Origin of the sequence: Chryseobacterium sp. CCNWLW53 (genome assembly GCF_037083525.1) — a bacterium.
Lineage (GTDB): Bacteria > Bacteroidota > Bacteroidia > Flavobacteriales > Weeksellaceae > Chryseobacterium > Chryseobacterium lathyri.
Window position 1 is genome coordinate 360,830 of sequence record NZ_JBAOJR010000003.1, and the last position, 19,172, is coordinate 380,001.

At 36.3% G+C, this 19,172-nt stretch carries 15 protein-coding genes; 6 read left to right on the forward strand and 9 right to left on the reverse strand.

Annotation, left to right across the window (positions count from 1 at the left end; translation table 11 throughout):
* Positions 1-17: 17 nt before the first annotated feature.
* The 5 genes from V6R96_RS10640 to deoC all read left to right on the forward strand — a co-directional run bounded on the left by V6R96_RS10640 (position 18) and on the right by deoC (position 4,500).
* On the forward strand, positions 18-1,280 hold the full coding sequence (locus V6R96_RS10640) for an NAD(P)/FAD-dependent oxidoreductase (RefSeq protein ID WP_336378969.1): 1,263 nt from the start codon (positions 18-20) through the stop codon (positions 1,278-1,280).
* Positions 1,277-1,948 carry a tRNA (guanosine(37)-N1)-methyltransferase TrmD gene (trmD, locus tag V6R96_RS10645; RefSeq protein ID WP_111955141.1) on the forward strand — a complete coding sequence of 224 codons (672 nt, stop codon included), beginning with the start codon at positions 1,277-1,279 and terminating at the stop codon, positions 1,946-1,948. Before V6R96_RS10640 ends, trmD begins: the two co-directional genes overlap by 4 nt.
* A 376-nt stretch (positions 1,949-2,324) precedes the next feature.
* The gene (locus tag V6R96_RS10650) at positions 2,325-3,266 is read left to right on the forward strand and encodes an endonuclease/exonuclease/phosphatase family protein (protein ID WP_223560227.1); all 942 of its coding nucleotides are present in this window, start codon (positions 2,325-2,327) and stop codon (positions 3,264-3,266) included.
* A gap of 14 nt (positions 3,267-3,280) precedes the next feature.
* Positions 3,281-3,751, forward strand: coding sequence for an Lrp/AsnC ligand binding domain-containing protein (locus tag V6R96_RS10655; RefSeq protein WP_111955137.1), 471 nt, complete (start codon positions 3,281-3,283; stop codon positions 3,749-3,751).
* A 2-nt stretch (positions 3,752-3,753) separates the two neighbouring features.
* Positions 3,754-4,500 (forward strand): deoxyribose-phosphate aldolase, encoded by a 747-nt coding sequence (gene deoC, locus V6R96_RS10660; RefSeq protein WP_407934759.1) that lies wholly within the window; start codon positions 3,754-3,756, stop codon positions 4,498-4,500.
* A 36-nt stretch (positions 4,501-4,536) separates the two neighbouring features.
* Here deoC and dusB read toward each other — a convergent pair whose 3' ends face one another.
* Positions 4,537-5,532, reverse strand: coding sequence for a tRNA dihydrouridine synthase DusB (gene dusB / locus V6R96_RS10665; protein WP_111955133.1), 996 nt, complete (start codon positions 5,530-5,532; stop codon positions 4,537-4,539).
* A 247-nt stretch (positions 5,533-5,779) separates the two neighbouring features.
* On the reverse strand, positions 5,780-8,971 hold the full coding sequence (locus tag V6R96_RS10670) for a hypothetical protein (RefSeq protein WP_336379143.1): 3,192 nt from the start codon (positions 8,969-8,971) through the stop codon (positions 5,780-5,782).
* A 417-nt stretch (positions 8,972-9,388) separates the two neighbouring features.
* Here V6R96_RS10670 and V6R96_RS10675 point away from each other — a divergent pair, with 417 nt between their 5' ends.
* Complete coding sequence (locus V6R96_RS10675) at positions 9,389-10,156, forward strand: T9SS type A sorting domain-containing protein (protein ID WP_111955129.1); 768 nt, start codon at positions 9,389-9,391, stop codon at positions 10,154-10,156.
* Positions 10,157-10,441: 285 nt separating this feature from the next.
* Here V6R96_RS10675 and V6R96_RS10680 read toward each other — a convergent pair whose 3' ends face one another.
* The 7 genes from V6R96_RS10680 to V6R96_RS10710 all read right to left on the reverse strand — a co-directional run bounded on the left by V6R96_RS10680 (position 10,442) and on the right by V6R96_RS10710 (position 19,163).
* On the reverse strand, positions 10,442-13,261 hold the full coding sequence (locus tag V6R96_RS10680) for an aminopeptidase (protein ID WP_336378967.1): 2,820 nt from the start codon (positions 13,259-13,261) through the stop codon (positions 10,442-10,444).
* Positions 13,262-13,315: 54 nt separating this feature from the next.
* Positions 13,316-14,695 (reverse strand): orotidine-5'-phosphate decarboxylase, encoded by a 1,380-nt coding sequence (gene pyrF / locus V6R96_RS10685; protein ID WP_111955125.1) that lies wholly within the window; start codon positions 14,693-14,695, stop codon positions 13,316-13,318.
* 123 nt (positions 14,696-14,818) lie between these two features.
* The gene (locus tag V6R96_RS10690; RefSeq protein ID WP_111955123.1) at positions 14,819-15,160 is read right to left on the reverse strand and encodes a YkvA family protein; all 342 of its coding nucleotides are present in this window, start codon (positions 15,158-15,160) and stop codon (positions 14,819-14,821) included.
* 84 nt (positions 15,161-15,244) lie between these two features.
* Complete coding sequence (locus V6R96_RS10695; RefSeq protein ID WP_223560222.1) at positions 15,245-15,784, reverse strand: TlpA disulfide reductase family protein; 540 nt, start codon at positions 15,782-15,784, stop codon at positions 15,245-15,247.
* Between the two features lie 47 nt (positions 15,785-15,831).
* Positions 15,832-16,395, reverse strand: a complete 564-nt coding sequence (locus V6R96_RS10700) for a thioredoxin family protein (protein ID WP_336378966.1) — start codon at positions 16,393-16,395, stop codon at positions 15,832-15,834.
* A gap of 15 nt (positions 16,396-16,410) precedes the next feature.
* Positions 16,411-17,481, reverse strand: coding sequence for a chorismate synthase (gene aroC, locus V6R96_RS10705; RefSeq protein WP_336378965.1), 1,071 nt, complete (start codon positions 17,479-17,481; stop codon positions 16,411-16,413).
* A 50-nt stretch (positions 17,482-17,531) separates the two neighbouring features.
* A complete protein-coding gene (locus V6R96_RS10710) occupies positions 17,532-19,163 on the reverse strand; it encodes an LIC_10190 family membrane protein (RefSeq protein WP_336378964.1) in 1,632 nt (543 codons plus the stop codon).
* Between the last annotated feature and the right edge of the window lie 9 nt (positions 19,164-19,172).

Below are 19,172 nucleotides of genomic sequence, written 5' to 3' on the forward strand. Positions count from 1 at the left end.
CAGTAAATTTGTGTATTATGGAAACACGCGAAAAGATCATCATCATAGGAGGGGGCTTTGCGGGGCTGCAGCTTGCTAAAACATTGAATAACAGAAACAAAAAAGTAATTGTTCTGGACCGGGTGAATCATCATATGTTTCAGCCGCTTTTTTATCAGGTTGCATGCGGGAGGATAGAACCATCCAATATTTCTTTCCCTTTCCGGAAGATTTTTCAGCAATCCAGGAATACACAGTTTCGCCTTACCGAAGTTAAAGAGATTGATCCTGCCAACAATAAAGTGATCACGGATGAGGCAGAGTTTACCTATGATAAACTGATCATCGCTACAGGATGCAAAACCAATTTCTTTGGAAATAAAGACATGGAATCGAGGGCTTTCGGGATGAAAAATACCCAGGAAGCAATAAGCATCAGAAATCATGTACTGATGACCTTTGAAAAGCTTATTCTTGAAAAAAGCAGAAGTGATGACGGCAACTGGAATATTGTTATTGTCGGAAGCGGACCTACCGGTGTAGAGCTGGCAGGAGCTTTTGCCGAGATGAAAAAAGAAATTCTTCCCAGAGATTATCCATACATGAATTTTGATCAGCTTAAGATCATTTTGGTAAGCTCCACGGAAAAACCGCTTGCCGTAATGAGCAGTGAAGCACAGGAAAAATCTGAAAAATACCTTAAGGATCTTGGCGTTACATTTCTAAGCGGAGAAGTTGTTACGGATTACGACGGCAATAAGGTATACACAAAGAGCGGAAAAGATATTCCGTCCAATAATGTAATCTGGGCAGCAGGTGTTACAGGAAATGTGGTGGGCGGATTTCCGGAAGAAAAATTAGTAAAAAACAGATATATAGTAGATCGGTTTAATAAAATAAAAGGTTACGACAATATTTACGCAGTTGGGGATATTGCCTATATGGAAACACCAAAATATCCGAAGGGGCATCCTCAGGTTGCAAACGTGGCCATTAATCAAGCAAAAAATTTAGGTAAAAATTTCCTGAAGAAGAATACCAATGACTGGTTAGAGTATGAATATAAAGATCAGGGCTCTCTGGCAACCATTGGAAAACACAGGGCTGTGGTAGATCTTCCGTTTATGAAGTTCCAGGGGTTTCTGGCCTGGTATTTCTGGATGTTCCTTCACCTCATGCTGATCCTGAGCGTAAGAAATAAGCTTGCGGTCTTTTTCAACTGGATGTGGAGCTATTTCAACAAAGATTCTTCTTTAAGATTAATTATTTCACCTAATAAGAAAAACGATACATTACAATGAGAATTGATATAATAAGCGTGCTTCCCGAATTAATGGAAAGTCCGTTTCAGACTTCTATTTTAAGAAGGGCAATGGATAAAGGTTTAGTAGAAGTTCATTTCCATCACCTGAGGGACTGGGCCATCAATAAGCACAGACAGATTGACGATGAACCCTATGGAGGCGGAGCAGGAATGGTAATGATGATAGAACCGCTGGATAAATGTATTTCTGATCTTAAATCCCAGAGAGAATATGACGAAGTAATTTATCTTACGCCGGATGGTATCACCTTAAACCAGAAAATTGCCAATACCCTTTCCATAAAAAATAATCTGATCTTCCTTTGCGGTCACTATAAAGGTATCGATCAGAGAGTTCGTGACCTTCACATTACCAAAGAAATTTCAATTGGCGACTATGTACTTACAGGGGGTGAGCTGGCAGCATGTGTTCTTGCGGACTCCATTATAAGATTGGTTCCCGGAGTATTGAATGATGAGCAGAGTGCTCTTACAGACAGTTTTCAGGATGATCTTCTTTCGCCGCCTATTTATACAAGACCTGAAGTTTATAAAGGACTGGAGGTGCCAAAGGTATTACTAAGCGGAAACTTTGCTCAGATAGAAGAATGGCGTCATGAAGAAGCTGTAAGGATCACACAGGAAAAACGTCCTGATTTGCTCTAAAAAAAATAACACAAAACTGTAAAAAAAACAATTTTTTTTCACGTTTCTGAAATTTTGATGATAAAATAGAATAAGAATTAATGTAAAGTGGAAATAAGTGAAAATTATCCATCATATCTTATAAAGACTAAAAATTTTTTCGTGTTAATCGGATAACTATATATTATTTTAGTTTTATTTTTTGTGTTGATAAATTTAAATGCTTAATAATTTGACTTTATAAAAGCATTTTTATTGATATTTTTTGTTAAATATTTTATATTGCTTACATAATGTTAAGATGAAAATATTATAAATAAATTAATGAAATTTGAAAAAAAATAATAAATTTACAACGAAAAAGAAATTGATAATTTTAAGATAGCAAATTTTGCAGATGGAGATGTTCTCTTTTTATAATGTTGAAAATTTATTTTTACCTGACCCGAAGCCTCTTCACCGGTTAGATCCTACAAAATCAGGCTTGAAAGGTTGGGATGAAAGAAGATATAGGAATAAGCTTTTTAAAATTTCACACGTTTTTCAATTAATGAAGGAGGAAAATGGTGATCTCCCATTTTTAATTGGACTTTCTGAAGTTTCCGGAAGGAAAGTTTTAGAAGATCTGGTGGAAATGGAGCCTTTTAATTCAGAATATGGAATTGTACATTACAATTCTATGGATGAGAGAAAGGTAGATGTAGCCATGTTATATCATAAAGCCAAAGTAGAGATCATAGACTCAGAAACTATTACCTTCTTCTTTGAAATTATAAACAGAAAAAACACAGAGAATTACGACACAACCAGAGATGTACTTTTTTCTAAAATTAGATATAAAGAAACTGTTATTAATGTTTTTATCGCCCACCTTCCCTCTAAGCGAGAAAAAGATATTAATAAGCCCAAAAGAGACTTTATTCTTAATGAGATCCATAACCGGATTCTGAAAATTGTAGATAGCGAAAAAGAACATGTAATATTGTGTGGTGATTTTAACGAAAACCCTGATGATGAAAATTTAGTAAAAATTCTCTACGACAATAAGCACGAGAAGGTCCTGGTAAACCCTTTTCAAGAATTGTTTAATACAAGAAATTATTCTACTTTTCATTATAAGTCTGGACTGTTGTATGATCAGATCATCATGTCAAAATCCCTTTTTGAAAATGATGCTTTGAATTTTCAGAGTGCCCATATTTTTAATTCTGAAAAAATAAGCAGCCAGGTGAAAAATTTTGAAGGACGTCCCTTCCGAACCTATGCCGGTACCCGGTATTTGGGCGGATACAGCGACCACTTTCCGGTTTTTGTAAAGTTTGAAGAAACAAAAACATAAATAATAAGTAGAAAATGAAAAATTCAAGTAACACAAGTTATCATTTAGACTCGATTGACAAAGAAATCATTTACATGCTGATGGATAATGCTAAAACGTCCTTAGCCCACATTTCAAAAAATGTTGGAATTTCCACAACAGCAGTACATCAGAGAATTAAAAAACTCGAGCATGCGGGAGTTATTGAAAACTCCATTTCATTCCTTAATCCTAAAAAAATCGGATATAAAGTAATTTCGTATATCGGAATGTTTCTGGACCAGCCCAGCCACTATCCGGAGGTTGTAAAATCTCTGCAAGAAGTGAATGAGGTAGTGGAAGCCCATTATACAACGGGAAATTACACCATATTCTTAAAGGTTCTTTGTAAAGACAATGACCATCTTATGCAGATCCTGAACAAACTTCAGAAGCTGAAAGGAGTGACAAGAACAGAAACTTTCATATCTTTGGAACAAGGTATTTACAGACAACTGAAAGTATAAAGATTATGAAGATTGCCCAATATTTGGATTCAACCTATTTGAAAACACCCGAACAGTCAGGAATTTCAAACGAAGAAACATTACAGATAGATAAAAAGCTTGCGCAGGAGGCCATAGACCATGGTATTTTTGCCGTAATGATCCGTCCGGATTATGTAGCCGATATCAAAAAGTATATTCAGGAAAGACATTCAAATGTTGCAGTGGGCACCGTAATAGGTTTTCATGAAGGAACTTATACTGTGGACGAGAAACTTGCTGAAGCGTCAAAAGCAATTGAAGACGGAGCAGATGAACTTGATTTTGTTGTTAATTATAATGCTTATCTCAAAGGAGATCTTGCCCTGGTAAAAGACGAGTTTGTAAAATGTACAAAACTTGCTCTGCAGAATCAGAAGATCGCAAAATGGATCATTGAAATTGCGGCATTAACGGATGCACAGATTGCGGATATTACTAAAAATATTTCAGATTGGTCGGTAGAAAATTTCTCCGAAAATGATCTGCCGAACATTTTTGTAAAATCTTCTACAGGTTTTTACCAAACAGAAGACGGAAAACCGAACGGAGCAACGTTTGAAGGCATAAAAATCATGCTGGATAACGCAGGAAAGCTTCCTGTAAAAGCTGCCGGAGGAGTAAGAACCCCCGAAGATGCCGAGAAAATGATCAGCATGGGAGTGAAAAGAATAGGAACCTCTTCAGCTTTGAATTTAATAAAAAACGAATCTTCATCAGGAGGATATTAAAAATAAAAAAACCATCAATCTGATGGTTTTTTTATTTTATACCTGTGCCGGGTATTCTTCGTAGAACTGCTGAGTTTCTTTAATCAAAGCATCCATTTCTTCCAAAGTAAATACCTCAAGGAATTTTTTTCTGAATTCTTTGAAATGAGGAACCCCACGGAAATAATTGCTGTAATGCTGTCTCATTTCAATAAGACCCAATTTTTCACCTTTCCATTCCGCACTCCATTCTGCGTGCTGGCGGACAGCAAGTAAGCGGTCTGCAATAACAGGCTCCGGAAGGTGCTCTCCTGTTTTGAAAAAATGTTTAATCTCATTAAAAATCCAAGGATACCCAATTGCTGCACGACCGATCATAATCCCGTCGCATGCATATTTTTGTTTGTATTCCAGGGCTTTTTCCGGAGAATCAATATCTCCGTTTCCGAAAATAGGAATCTCAATATTTGGATTTTGTTTTATCCTGGAAATATGTTCCCAGTCCGCTTCGCCCTTATACATCTGTGCACGCGTTCTGGCATGTATCGTTAAAGCTTTGATACCGGTTTCCTGTAAACGTTCTGCCACTTCATCTATATTAATACTGGTGCTGTCCCATCCCAGACGGGTTTTAACCGTTACCGGCAGATGAGTAGAACTTACAACAGCTTTGGTAAGGCGTACCATAAGGTCAATATCCTTAAGAACTCCCGCTCCTGCTCCTTTACAAACTACTTTCTTTACAGGGCATCCGAAATTAATATCCACGAGATCCGGGTTTACCGTCTCTACAATCCTTGCAGACATCGCCATCGCCTCTTCGTCTCCACCAAAGATCTGAATACCAACCGGTCTTTCATAATCGAAAATATCCAGCTTCTTACGGCTCTTCATTGCATCACGAATCAAGCCTTCAGAAGAAATGAATTCTGAATACATCAGATCTGCCCCGTGCATCTTGCACAGGCGTCTGAACGGAGGATCACTTACATCTTCCATCGGAGCCAGCAAAAGCGGAAATTCCGGCAGTTCTATATTGCCTATTTTTACCATGCGGCAAATTTACGAAATTATAAACATTTGAAAATATGATAATATCTATGACTGTAAATGATGGATATCTATTTGAAAAAAATTGATGTGAATAGTGAATTTTTGCTTCACAAGTGAATGGCAAGGTTTAAATAACAGATATTAAATTTCAGACAAAAGATAGGAAATGAGATGATAACAAAAGCCCTGCAACCAGTAACTAAATTCCCACCTGCAAACACTCATACCCTCAAACTCCCTTACTTAATTAGAAACTCGCCTTCACCTGCATACTTCCGATGTGAATGGTCCTGTCTCCGGAATTCCTTCCCTCATAATTTAAATTAAGCTGAAGGAAAGAGTTGATCGCCTGCTGAATAAAAACACTCCATACCTGGTTTTTGCCGGGTTTAAGACCGTCCAGCATCTGGTTTCCTACAATACTGAAATTGTTTCCGATAAAATCATTATTGATGAAAGAGAAATTTCCCCTGATCGAAGTTTTTCTGCGTTCCCACTGAATGGTTCCTGTCACATCAAAAGCTTTCAGGAGCTCTTCACCATCTATTCTTTTTTTCTGGCGGTAAGCAGAAGAAAGTTCAGCCTGTATAGCATCTGTAAATTTATAGGTGGCCTTCGGTTTGGTTTCAATATTATTCAAACGGTAATCCCTTGTGGCGAATAGCTGGGATGAATTTTTAAGATCGTGAATCGAATTTTCCCAATCAACTCTGAATTCCTTGTTAAACCAATATCCAATATTGATGAAATGAGAAACCTGCTCACGTTCTTCATTACTGAAATTGGCATTGATGAGGTTATCATTGGTAATAAAACGGTAGTTTCCGTTCCAGCCGGATTTTTCAGTTGGATTAAACTGGACAGAGGCCAGAATATTCTGGTTTTTTAAGATCTGGTCGCTGTTTTTTTCAAAAGGATTCAGTACCAGAACCTTGTCCTTTTTGTAGAAAGAGTTTTGTGAATTCAACGAAACATTAAAATTCCATCGTTTTAAAAATGCATTTTCAGAATTGAAAACTATCGACGGATTAACGAATAATGCCAGCTGAATTTTATTTTTATTGGAAGGAATATAGCGTACAGAATTGGTGTAAATCCTGATATATTGTGCTAAGTCAGAATATTCAGCAATTTCGAATTCATCGAGCTGCTGGATGCCGTCTCCGTTATAATCGGTCCATTTATAGACACCCTGTCCGTCTGTTACTTTAAGATACTGGAATTCCCTTTGTGCTTCCTGTCCGTTTCCAAGTTCATAAAATGCCTGCAGGCGCATCCCGTTTCTGAATAATTGCTGGTTATATAGAATATTTCCGACTACGAAATCATTATTTCGGGTCATGTCAGCTTCATCATTCTGGTAAAAGAATTTTCTATAATGTATCAAAGCATTTAAAGTAGTTCTTTCGGTTTTGATCAGCTGGCTTTCTGCCATAATTCCCAGGATATTATTCATACTCTCCAGCCTGTTGTTTCGTACAGAGTCGTTATCTCTCATATACACTTTTGCAAGAAGCTTTGTGCGTGTACTGTCACCGATCTTTTTCTGAACAAAGATCTCTTTCCAGCTGAAACTGGTAACATCCATGAGCTGCGTATCATTATACTTCTTCTCATTATGTTCCATGCTTCCTCCGATAGCCCAGCTTCCTTTTTTACCGGTAAATTCTGTAGAAACTCCACCCCGGATGAATTTCGTGTCCTGAAGTGTAGCATTCGTATTAAGGTATGACAAGTTTCCTTTTGTAAAGAACTTTCCTGTGATCCAGCTAAGATCAAGATCATTTTTTATCCCTTTGTAGGTATCCTGTTCATCCAGGTAGTTTACGCGGTAATTCAGAGTAGATTTATTGTTCCATTTATTTAAAAAGCTGAATATAAACCTGTTTTGAGTTCTCTGGCTGAATTCCTGTACCAGGTTAAAATCTCTCGAGAATTCTACATCATTGATACGGTCTAGAATATGAAATTGCTTGTCTATATATTGATATTCAAAACTCGGAGTTCCTTTCCAGTTATTTTTTGTAAAACTTTTATTTCCGAAAATGCGCCATGCATATCCAATGTTTTGAGCGGCATCTTTTGAAGAAAATAAATTCAGATCATAATTGCTCAGTGAAAAATCAGCCCCAATTTTACCCTCTTTTAAAAGATATTCGGAATTTACTGAATACACCTGCGATTTCTGAGGGGAAGGAAGTTTTCTTACCGCTTTATAATCTCCCATATTATTCCCGACATACTCAAAAACACGGCCGTTATTAGTTGTCTGTGTAATTTTGTAATCCCCCTGATTAATACCAAAATAAGTAAAAGAAACCTGATAAAGTGTTTCATTCTGATCTGTCGAAAACTCGTAGAAATTTCCGGCTGGATTTAAGCGATACAGAATTTTATTAACATCATATGGAGTAACTACTCCTGATGGTGCATACATCAGATTGGGGTCATTACCCGCATCGGCAAGGATTTGTTCGTCTTCTTTGGAAAGATTTAAAGAAAGGGGAGCATTTTTGTTGTCATTTTCCATGAACCAGTTCATTCCTACTTTAAACTTCTCTCTCTGATGTTCTACTTTTCCGGTAAATAAATATCGGGAGTAATTCCTGTTCGTATAATTATATGAAATTGTAATAAAATTCTGCTGAAAAATAGGACGGAAGCTGGTAAAGGTTACCTCTCCGGTATTATAATTAATGACATAATCCTGGTTTTCACCACGCTTCATTAAAATACCATCAATAAACACCTGCTCGGAACCGGAAATAAGGGTGATAAACTGCTCACCATTCTTCCCGGTTAAACGGTAGGGGCCCTGGTTGCCTTCCACTCCCTGAAAACGGACCCTGTGAAATTCACTTCGTGCAACCCCCATGGAAACATCTACAAAGGTTTTGTTATCCTTTCCGAATTCAGTCTGAAACTCAAGCCCCATGCTTCGTCTCTGGAATTTTGCAAAATAATTTTTCGATTCTACAAGATCAAGATGCCCAGCTCTGAGGATCGATTTATCCTTAATATTCAGCTGCATATAAATCTTGTCAAACTCTTCCAGTGTTTGTGTATAGCCATCAGCCTGAATCGGAAGATTATGATCCGAAATACTTGCTAAAATAGTCACATCCTTAGAAAGCCTTCCGGAAATCTGAAGATCCATGGAACTCTGTACAGATTGTCCCTGGTTGTTACCGAATGTAATTCCACGAATGATGGAGCCTTTAGAGTTCAGCTCTCCTAAAAATCTTTTTTTGTCGTTTTTGACAAGTACTGCCTCATCTACGATTATTTTGTTGTTGGTTTTTACAAAATCCAGAGTGTCTTTTGCGAAAATATCCTGTTCAAAACGGGCTGCAAGGATGCTGTCTTTTTTAATACTGTCTTCCGGAATATTTGGATTTTTCCACGAAAATATTTGCGCATGGGCCGAAAATATGCCCATGAAAAACAAACCGATCAGAAGAAAAAGATTGCGCAAGTGTTTAAAAATAATTCGTAAAAATAACTAAAAAATGTTAACGGAACGGGGTTTAGCATTATTAACAGAAATTTAATCTAATTATTGTAAATCCCTGAAAATTACTGGTGATTTTATCATGTAGATTATTGATACTCAAATTTCGCAATCATTAATTTTTTATACGTTTGCTAAATCTTTATTAATTACCGAAAATGCAACTTAAAGTACAATAAGTCTTTGACAAGAGATTTATTTCACAATAGGAAATAGTAATGGTAGTAAGGTTTCCCGAAAGATTGTTAAAAAATTGACTTTAATTAATTGTTAATTATGTCTTGTCACTTTTATATAGTGATGGTTTTTTTGTACTTTTAACTCATAAATTTAAAACTTTTTATAATGAAAAAAATCTTTACTATTTTGGGAATCACTTCATGTGTTTTCGGATTTTCTCAGAATTTAGTTCAAAACCCGAGTTTTGAAAGTGGGGTTAGCAGCTGGACAGCTGGTACAGGAACTTCTTATACATTACCTACTGTTGAAACGGATACTCCATACCAAGGACTAAATTATGCTAAATATGTAGCAACAGCAACAAATGGTTTTTATCAAAACATTCCTATCAGTGCCAATACCCAATATGTCGTTAGTTTTTGGTATAAGTCGTCTGGTAGTGGGAATGGAGCCAGAATTTGGTCTTGCTTTTTAGACGCTTCTGCAGCACCTGTCTATTTGACAAGTGATGCATCAACAGATCCATTGAGAAATAATAATGGTTATTTAGCTAAAGTAAGTGTTTGGACTCAAAAAACAGTAACTTTTACTTCTCCGGCATCTGCAGCACAGTTCCAATTGCAAGTACGTGCTTATAATAATTCTACTGCTAGTTTTGATGAGTTTTCTTTAATCCAAAACGGATCTTTATCTACAATTGATTTCTCAGCATCAAAATATAGCTTAGTTAAAAATACCTTTGTTAAATCAGAGATTAATTTTGCGAAAAATTGTAAAGATGTAAAAATCTTTAATATGTTCGGACAAGTTGTAAAATCTCTTTCTGTAAAAGAAAATGAAACTGTGAATGTTGATGAACTGGCAAAAGGAAGCTACATCGTTACAGGAACTGTAAATAACGAACCTGTATCACAGAAAATTTTAAAAGACTAATTTTAGTTTCTTTATTAATATGAGCTCCGGCCATTTCGCAGAAATGGCCGGAGCTTTTTTATAATCATATCCAATCTGGAATTTTCTTTAATATTTAAAGATGGATATCGTATATTTTTTTGAATATTTTAATTTTTGTGGTATTGTATTTGATGTGTACTAAATAGAAAAAAGAAGAATTCATTTAAAAATACTTTGTATTCAATGAAGTTTAATTTAAAGCAAAAGTTAGTTTTCAATATAACATGTTAAAAGAAGCAGCTGTTTTACGGTTGCTTTTTTATTTTAATACCATCCCCTTCTCGCAGCATTGATAACCGCACCGAGATTAAGTACTAAAGTATATCTGATGCGTTTTGCGTAATCCTTGAAAGATGGTTCAAAGCCCAAGGAGGACTGGATCGGGAAATATATTTCAAGGAAATCAGGAATAAGCTTTACTTTAATACCACTGTCCCAGATAAACTCTGCAGGGCGGTTTTTATTTTTATAGATCCCTGCGTCTGCATACACATGAAATATCTTCCAAACGCTGGAATCTACATTAAAAGAAGTAATCCACTGATTAACAGATCCCGGGATGAAGGATTTAAAACCTCCGTCAGCCAGGATAAACTGCTGTGACAGAAGACCACTGTTAGCACTTTCCCCCAACAGATTGTAAGAGAAAGAATAATTGGATACCCTTGAGATTCCATAGTTGAACGTATTATTCCGGGTCTCGTTTCTTATAAAATAACCGGCAAATAATCTAACGCTTAACTTTTGCTTTGGAGCAAATTCCCATCTGTAAAAGCCTTCAGCAGTTATTTTATTGAAATCTTCCATACCCTGAGTGCTTAAGCTTAAGCTTTTTTCATGGATCATCTGGCTGTCGCTATACCCATAGCCTGCGCTCCAGAGATTATATTTGTCATAATCTTTGTTAGCGATCATTTTAGGACTGAGATCCCTTTCTAAATAATTGTAAGAAAACCCTAAGCTTCTGCTTACCGTACTTCTTGGATTTTTCCTGAAATTGAAATTGGAAAATATGGAACCTTTCCTGTAAGCCAGTCCGTAATCATAATGGAAATAAGAACCTGATACTCCAAAAGTAATACTTCTGAAAACACCTTCAGCCGGAAGGAAAGAGTAGGAGATAGCACCTGATCCGGTTAGTTTTCCGGTTCCGGTACTGTAAGTAGGTGTAAATGAGTACAAGAACTTCTGGTCGAAAAAAGATTGGTTTTTTAAGTTAACACCCAAAAGGAATTTATCATATGTATTATTAAAACGTACCCTTGGACTGATGTATACTTCGTTGTATTCAGGATTTGGAATATCCTTGATAAGTTTAAATTTTATTTTTTTTGCATTTGAAAAAAAACCTTTTGCATATAAAAAATTATCCCGGTATTTAGATTCGGGGAAAATATAATCCGAGTTTAGAGTTACTTTGTGAATATCTTCCGAAGCAGGAAGAGCAAAATTGGTGATTCTTTCGTTTTCCTTTGTTTCTACCCAATAAGATTTTACCTCGCCTTCGCTGGTCTGCGTTTCAAGCCGTACAGGAATAGGAGAATCTCTATTTTTACCAATTTTGATATTCAAAGAATCATCCTGCTTTCTGACATTTTTCAGTCTGAAGTTAGCCCTGTTTTTTTGTTTTAAAAAATTCGTGAGATATCCTGATGTTTTGTCTTTTTCAGCAAGTTCTTTAAGAAATTCCTCCGGTTCAATTTTCTTGTCTGTATTTTTGGAAATATAATCTTTAAGAATATTATTGAACTGATCATACCCCATTTTTTCGGCGGTATAATTAAAAAGGCTTCCCGTTTCAAAACTGCTGACCGCCATGTCATTAAAGTTGCTCAAAACCGTAAAGTTCTCGCTGATCTTCTGGTCCAGGTTCTGGGACATGATGTATTGATAGGCCAGTCCGTAACGGTCAATCAATTTTACTTTGGATGCATGGAATAATTTTAATGGCTTTACCCCAAAAATACGGGTTTCCGGAAGCGTGCCCAATAGCTTGGTTTCTTTATAGAACTTTTGGAGATACTGAATTTCCAGATAAGATTTCAAACCATTTTTAAACCAGTGATCTTTCTGTTTATCCGCAATAATGCTTTCGTCAAGTATTTTTTTTGCAATGATTCCAAAATAATCAAGATCTGTTTTTTCGGAGTCAGTGAACAGCTGAAATCTGAATTTCCAGAAAGAGATATCATTACTCCCGAAAAAATCTTCCGAAGATTTAAATTTTTCCGAAATAAAGAGGTTTTTTGGAAGGAATCCTATTTTTTCTTTGATGAACTTCAAATGCAGAGGCAGGTAAAATTCAAGATTTTGTTTTTCTTCCGGTTTTAGATTATAACCGAACTTGATCTCGGTATCGGCTCCATCCACATTTACTTTTATAGAAGGTAGCCCGTTCTGCGAGATTACAAATTCAGGATCAGAATCAAGGTAACCTTTAAATGCATTCATCTGGATCTGTGGCAGATTACTTTCTATAAAACTGTTAGGAGGAAGGTCAAAATTGACGGTCCAGAAAGTATTGAAGCTTACCGATTCCTCAATATCATGATAGTTTCTTTTGGAAATATTGTCCGGATCAAAATGATCCGGAACAATAAAGAAATATTTTAATGCAGTGATTTTATCTGAAGTACCATAACCCGTAAATTTCTTATCGGGAAGGTGCATTTTATACTGAAGCTGTAATTTGATGCTTTCGCCAGGCTTTAAAGCCTCTTTCAGGAGAAGAAAAAGATTCTCATCTGATGTGGAATTCACTGAAACAGGCTGTGCTGAATTTTTAATTTGTAAATCCAGAAGTGTACCCAGCTGATCATTTTTTGCAAAATGAAGATCACTATTCCTGTCTTCCAGCTTTCTGTATACCAGTGATGTTCCTTTTTTGTTATAAGCGGCAACCCAATTGAGAAGCTTTACCGATTGCAGGTCTTTGTCGGAATGATTGTAATACACAATTTCCTGGTTAACCTCCAGCGTCTTTCTGTCGGTAGATAATTTAGCTTCAATGTATATACTGTCTTTTTGCCCGGAAACCTGTACAATTCCCCAAAACAAAACAAGGCAAGTCGTAATCTTTTTCAAAATCCTGTGATAAAGCCCAAATATAAACTTATTTTGAATATATCCAGCAGGATTTTAGCCCTGAAAAACGTTTTTTTGCAAAGAATTAACATACGCATTCCAGCCCTCATTTTTATAAGTAATGGCAGCGGTTTCAGGATCTTCAGCCTTATAAATTCCTCTTCCTACGATGATGAAGTCGGAGTGAAGCATTTTGAAAACATGTTCAGGAGTATTGTACTGTTGTCCTTTTCCGTCCCCTGAATCTGCAAGATTAACACCCGGAGTAAAAAGTAACAGCTCTTCAGGAATCTGATTTTGTGATACTCCTCCGATCACATTTGGATGTGACAGTGCTACTTTCAGAGCCTCTTCACGATAGCTTGCCGTAGTGAGAGCTCCCTTGGAAGACATTCCTACGATTGCGACAACGCCTACATTTTTGAAGCAGTCCAGAGATTCAAATCCTCCGATCACCTGTGAAGTAACGAAATCTGCCCAGTCTGTAATTTTAAATACGCCGCTGGTGAATTGGAGTTCCTGTGTATTACCGATATCTGCAAACTTTCTGTCCTCCATTAATAAAAACTGGTGTTTTTCAGCTAATGCTTTTAAAGGAACAATTGTTTTTTCGTATTCAAAATCTGAAATGATATCGATATGTGTTTTTAATGCAATAACATGAGGGCCTACTTTTTCAGCAAGATCAAGCAGCTCCTGGGTTGTGGTAACATCTGCAGAGGCAATAAGATTTGATTTTTTTGCCAAAGCGGTTTCCAACAGTTTTTTAGAAACCGAATGTTGTGCATGCTCTAACTTCTGTTCGTAAGAACTTCTCGTCTTTTCTTCAAACTGAATATGGTTTCCCTGAAGGAAATCCTGGATTCTTTTTACTTCTTCATCAGAAAGCTCTCCATTTTCCTGAAGAATAGAGCAAACTTCTGAAATATTGAAAAGGGTATGAACTCTGTATCCTTTACTTTCCAACAACTGTTTTCCGCCCTGCTCTCTGTCAAGAACCACAACGATGTCAGCTACTTTAAGATCTTCCTGCTCTACCTCTGCAATAGTCTCTACAAGAGATTTTCCGGAAGTGATCACATCTTCCACCAAAAGACAGTTCTGCCCTTTCTGGTAGATTCCTTCGATCAGTTTTTTCGTTCCGTAGCTTTTGGCCTCTTTTCTTTTAATAATTAATGGAATGTAGCTTTCCAAAGACATCGCAGTAGCCATCGGAAGGGCTGCATAAGGCACTCCGCAGATTAAATCAAAATTATCCAGTGGAAGCATTTCCAACAAATAATTAGCCAGATTCTTTAGGATTTTAGGATCTGAAGCCAAAGGTCTCAGGTCCACATAGAACGGACTTTCGATACCGCTTTTTAAGGTAAACCTTCCGAATTTGATGATGCCCAGTTTGTAGCACTCTAAGAAAAATTCTTTTTTACTTTCCATTATTTTTTATTAGATATTGCAAATTTAATGATTTGAAACAAGGCTTAAAAATTTATCAACCATTTGTCAATAAAAAACCATCCTGAAATGTTTCAGGATGGTTTAAAAATATTTCTGTAATTATTATTTTACAATTTCTGCATCGATAATTTTAGTGCCGTTCAGCCTTTGTTCTGCTTCCCACAGTAAAAATTTATCCACTTCTTTGATAAGCTTTGGGATTGTCAGTGACAATACTGCCAGGTCATCCATAACCCCTAAAACAGGAACGGCAAATTCAGGAAGTATGTCAATAGGAGAAATTACGTATAAAAGTCCCAGAAGAGGAAGGATGATATCGATAGATCTCATCGGGTATTCTCCTTTTCTCCATAACTTGACCATTCTGAAGATGTCAGGAATTTTTTTAACGAAGCCTTTATGGCTGATCGCTTCTTTTGCAAGATTCAATTTTGAATATTTCATTTTGTGTTTAGTTTTAATAAATTTTTCAACGTAGTAAATTTCGCAAATTCTATACCAATAAATTATAAAATTTAGTTAAAATAATTACTTGATGATATTGTCAATGAACTGATGTACAGTTTCTGTGTTCCAATCTCTGGATGCATCTTCTTTAATGATGATTCTTCCGTGCTTATCAATAAGAAAAGTAGTAGGGAATACTTTGGGAAGAATTTTTTCAGAAATAGGGCTTTGTGCAATATAGACAGGAACGGAATAATTATTTTCTTTTAAAAACTTTTTTACATCCTCTTCCTTGTCGTTCATGGCAATAAGAATAAAGTCTACATTTCCCTTTCTGGAATCATATAATTTTTGAATGCTGGGCCATTCTTTTCTGCATGGCGGGCACCATGTTCCCCAGAAATTAAGGAAAACAGGTTTGTTCCTAAATGTTTTAAGATTGGTACTCGGTACATTGATTCCTTTCAGTTCAATGTCATAATCTTCTTCGCTTACATGTACGGCATTTTCGATGGTCGCGATCGGGAAGAACTGATCTCTCAGGTATTCTTTTACTCCCGGGACAAAAGCGACGACACCGATAATGATGATAAGGACAAGATATATGATATTCTTTTTCATGCGTTAATATTTACTGTTAATTTTCGCCTTATGGAATTCAATTGATATTATAGTAATTCTAAAATCTCCTGAACGGCATCCTTGCCTCTGTTCTTAGCATAATACAGCTGCAGGTCATTATAAAAGCTATCTTTTGGGTAAGCTTCCGGATCTGCCTTATGTTTCATTAATAATTCGTAGCCGTATTTCGGACGTGGTCCCCATGAATTCTTTACATTGAAATCTTTATCCAGGATGAGCACTTTAGGGATAGATTCTGTACCGTTGGTCAGGTATTGGTTGATCAGACTCTTGTCACTGTCTCTAAGGAAGATTTTCACATCATTGTGCCCTTCGAAAAAAGTAACAAGAGCAGGAACCGTAGCGCTGGCATCGCCGCACCATGCTTCTGAAATGATCAGTATTTTTCCGTCAAAATTCTTAGAAGCCAATTCTTTTACCTGTTCTTCATCCGGAACATACTTTTTCAACGTTCTGTCCATTCTCTGAAGCCCGAGTTCATAGTATTGTTTATATTCTATTTCCTGTTGGTTGGAAGGATTTTCTAATCTTTCTCTTCCGATGCGGATATATTCTTCAAAAGAAATTCCCTGATCCCAGTAATTTTTCATTACCCAATATTTATATTAAAAATTATTGATGTTTCTTGTTTTATTGATCAAAAACAGGTCTGCCAGTACAAATGCCGCTAAGCTTTCCACAACAGGAACAGCTCTTGGCACTACACATGGGTCATGACGTCCTTTTCCTTCTACAATGACAGGGTTTCCGTATTTGTCGACACTATCCTGAGGTCTTAAAATAGTAGCTACTGGTTTAAACGCAGCACGGAAATAAATATCCATTCCGTTGGAAATTCCTCCCTGGATTCCTCCGGAAAGATTAGATTTTGTGGTGAAATCTGTATTGAAAGCATCATTATGCTCTTTTCCTGTCATTTTAGCACCGCAGAAGCCGCTTCCGTATTCGAATCCTTTGCAGGCATTGATATTCAGCATAGCTTTGCCCAACTCGGCCTGAAGCTTGGAAAATATAGGCTCTCCAATTCCTACAGGAACGTTTTTGATTACGCAGGTCACTGTTCCGCCGATGGTATTGCCTTCTTTCTTGATCTCTTTAATTCTTTCGATCATTCTTTCTGCAGTTTCAGCATCCGGACAACGCACATCATTACTTTCCGTTTTTGAAAAGTCTAAAGCCTGATATGGTTTTTCACAGAAAATATCACCTACGGAAGAAACATAAGCATTGATCTCGATACCGGATAAAAGCTGTTTAGCCAATGCTCCTGCAACAACCCAATTGATCGTTTCCCTTGCTGAAGATTTTCCGCCGCCGCGATAGTCTCTGATACCAAATTTCTGGTCATACGTAAAATCTGCATGACTCGGGCGGTATGAATCTGCGATATGATCATAGTCTTTAGACTTCTGATTTTCATTTTCTATAATAAAACCGATTGGGGTACCTGTTGTTTTTCCCTCAAAGATCCCGGAAAGAAACTTTACCGTGTCACTTTCTTTTCTTTGAGTAACAATCGCAGATTGGCCAGGCTTTCTACGACCCAATTCATATTGAATTTTATCGAAATCGACCGTTAAACCTGCCGGAAAATTATTGATGATACCGCCGTAAGCCACACCGTGACTTTCTCCAAATGTTGTAAGACTGAGAAGATTACCTAATGTATTGAACATGTTACAAAATTACCTATTTTTCTTCAGATAATAAAGTTTCTGGATTTGTTCTATTTATTAGTGTTTTTGATAATATGGATAATGTTCTGTACTTCCTTTTTTTCGTCCGGTGTAAGTTTTTTCCAGATGAATCCTTTTTTGATATTTTTTTCATCAATGTATTGAGGGAAGATTCCTGCTTTTGCATCATCAAAAATATAACTTGCTGAAATTGCAGGAAGGGGGGTGTCAAAATTAAAAGGGTAATCCTTTGATACATTGAATTTTAAATTTCCCGTTTTGAAAGTTTCAAATTTATTATAATGATAAGTTGAAGGCTCATACAGTTGTTCTTTTTTCAATCCGGCCATAAAATTTCCCGGCCTGAAACTCGGAATATAATGACGGATGAAATTGGGAAAACTTAAAGTCCCGATCACCAGTACAATTGAGACGAAGAAAAAAACAAGTGATTTTTTTTTGCTGAAATGAATAAACAGGATAAAAGCGATCACGAAAAATACATCAAGAAAAAAACGGTATTGTGCCGAAAAAGCTAATACCAGTATACTTTTTATTAATATGGAAATGCAGATGAGGCTAATGATCTTTTTCTTTTTAACGAAAGCAAAAACAGAGAAAACGGCCAGACTTAAAATGAAGATCAGGTTGATTTTTGATTTAATTCCTTCCAAGGTAAACCAGTTTCTGACTGCATCATAAAAAGAGAATTTTTGAATTTCTTCGTAGCTGTACTGCATATCGTATGTCTTCTGAATAGCGTATTGTGATGAAATTTTTAAGACTTCCGGATTGGGTTTCCAGGTGAATCCAAAATCACCTATGGCAACAGGAAATACAGGATATCCGAAGGTCCATATATTTTTGATAAAGAACAAAATAAGAATCCCGGTTCCTAAGATCCAGTTTTTATAATTGGGTTTAAAAATGAATACAGAACAAAGGAATACCAGTAATGGGAGCCATATCATGGTAGGTTTTATCGAAAAAACAAAAACAGCATAAGCAAAAAGAAGACTGATATTTTTGTTTCCTGTCATGATTTCGTTTAAAATAATCAATGATAAAGTAATAACAGGAAGATCAGGGCTTGGTGACTGTGAGAAGAGTAAGAGTATGGGGATAAAACACAGCTGGATCCAAGTCTTCTTCTCAAAAATATAAAAAGTATAAGTGATCAGAAGAATGGCATTAATTCTTAGAAAAGGATCTGAAAATCCGGAGAATCCTGCCTGAAAAATATGCCATACGGACATTTGCCCTAATGTAAAATCCAGATTGGAGATACCTTTTACCAGACCATATTCCGTAAGCCATTTGATGGTTGGAACATAATACCCGAAATGATCCAATATATAAGGATAAAAAGAACTGCTGTATAAAATGATCAGTGAAATACCGCCGATTAAAAAGGTGTCTTTCTTGGAAAAATGATGAAATTCTAAGTGCAATTTCTTTTTGAAAAAGAAGAAAATTCCAGCAAGTATAAAAGGAATTTCTACATATATATTAATAGGAATAAAAAATGCAAGAACAGTCCATATAAGGCTGAGTCCTAATATTCCGGTTAAAATGCTACTTGAAATACCTCCGGTTAGAGAGCCAAAGAAGCTTTCCATGACTTTCCCCCAGCCTGCGAGTGCTGAAAGAACAAGAACCGAAGAAAATAAAAGTAGCATCATAAAAAAAGA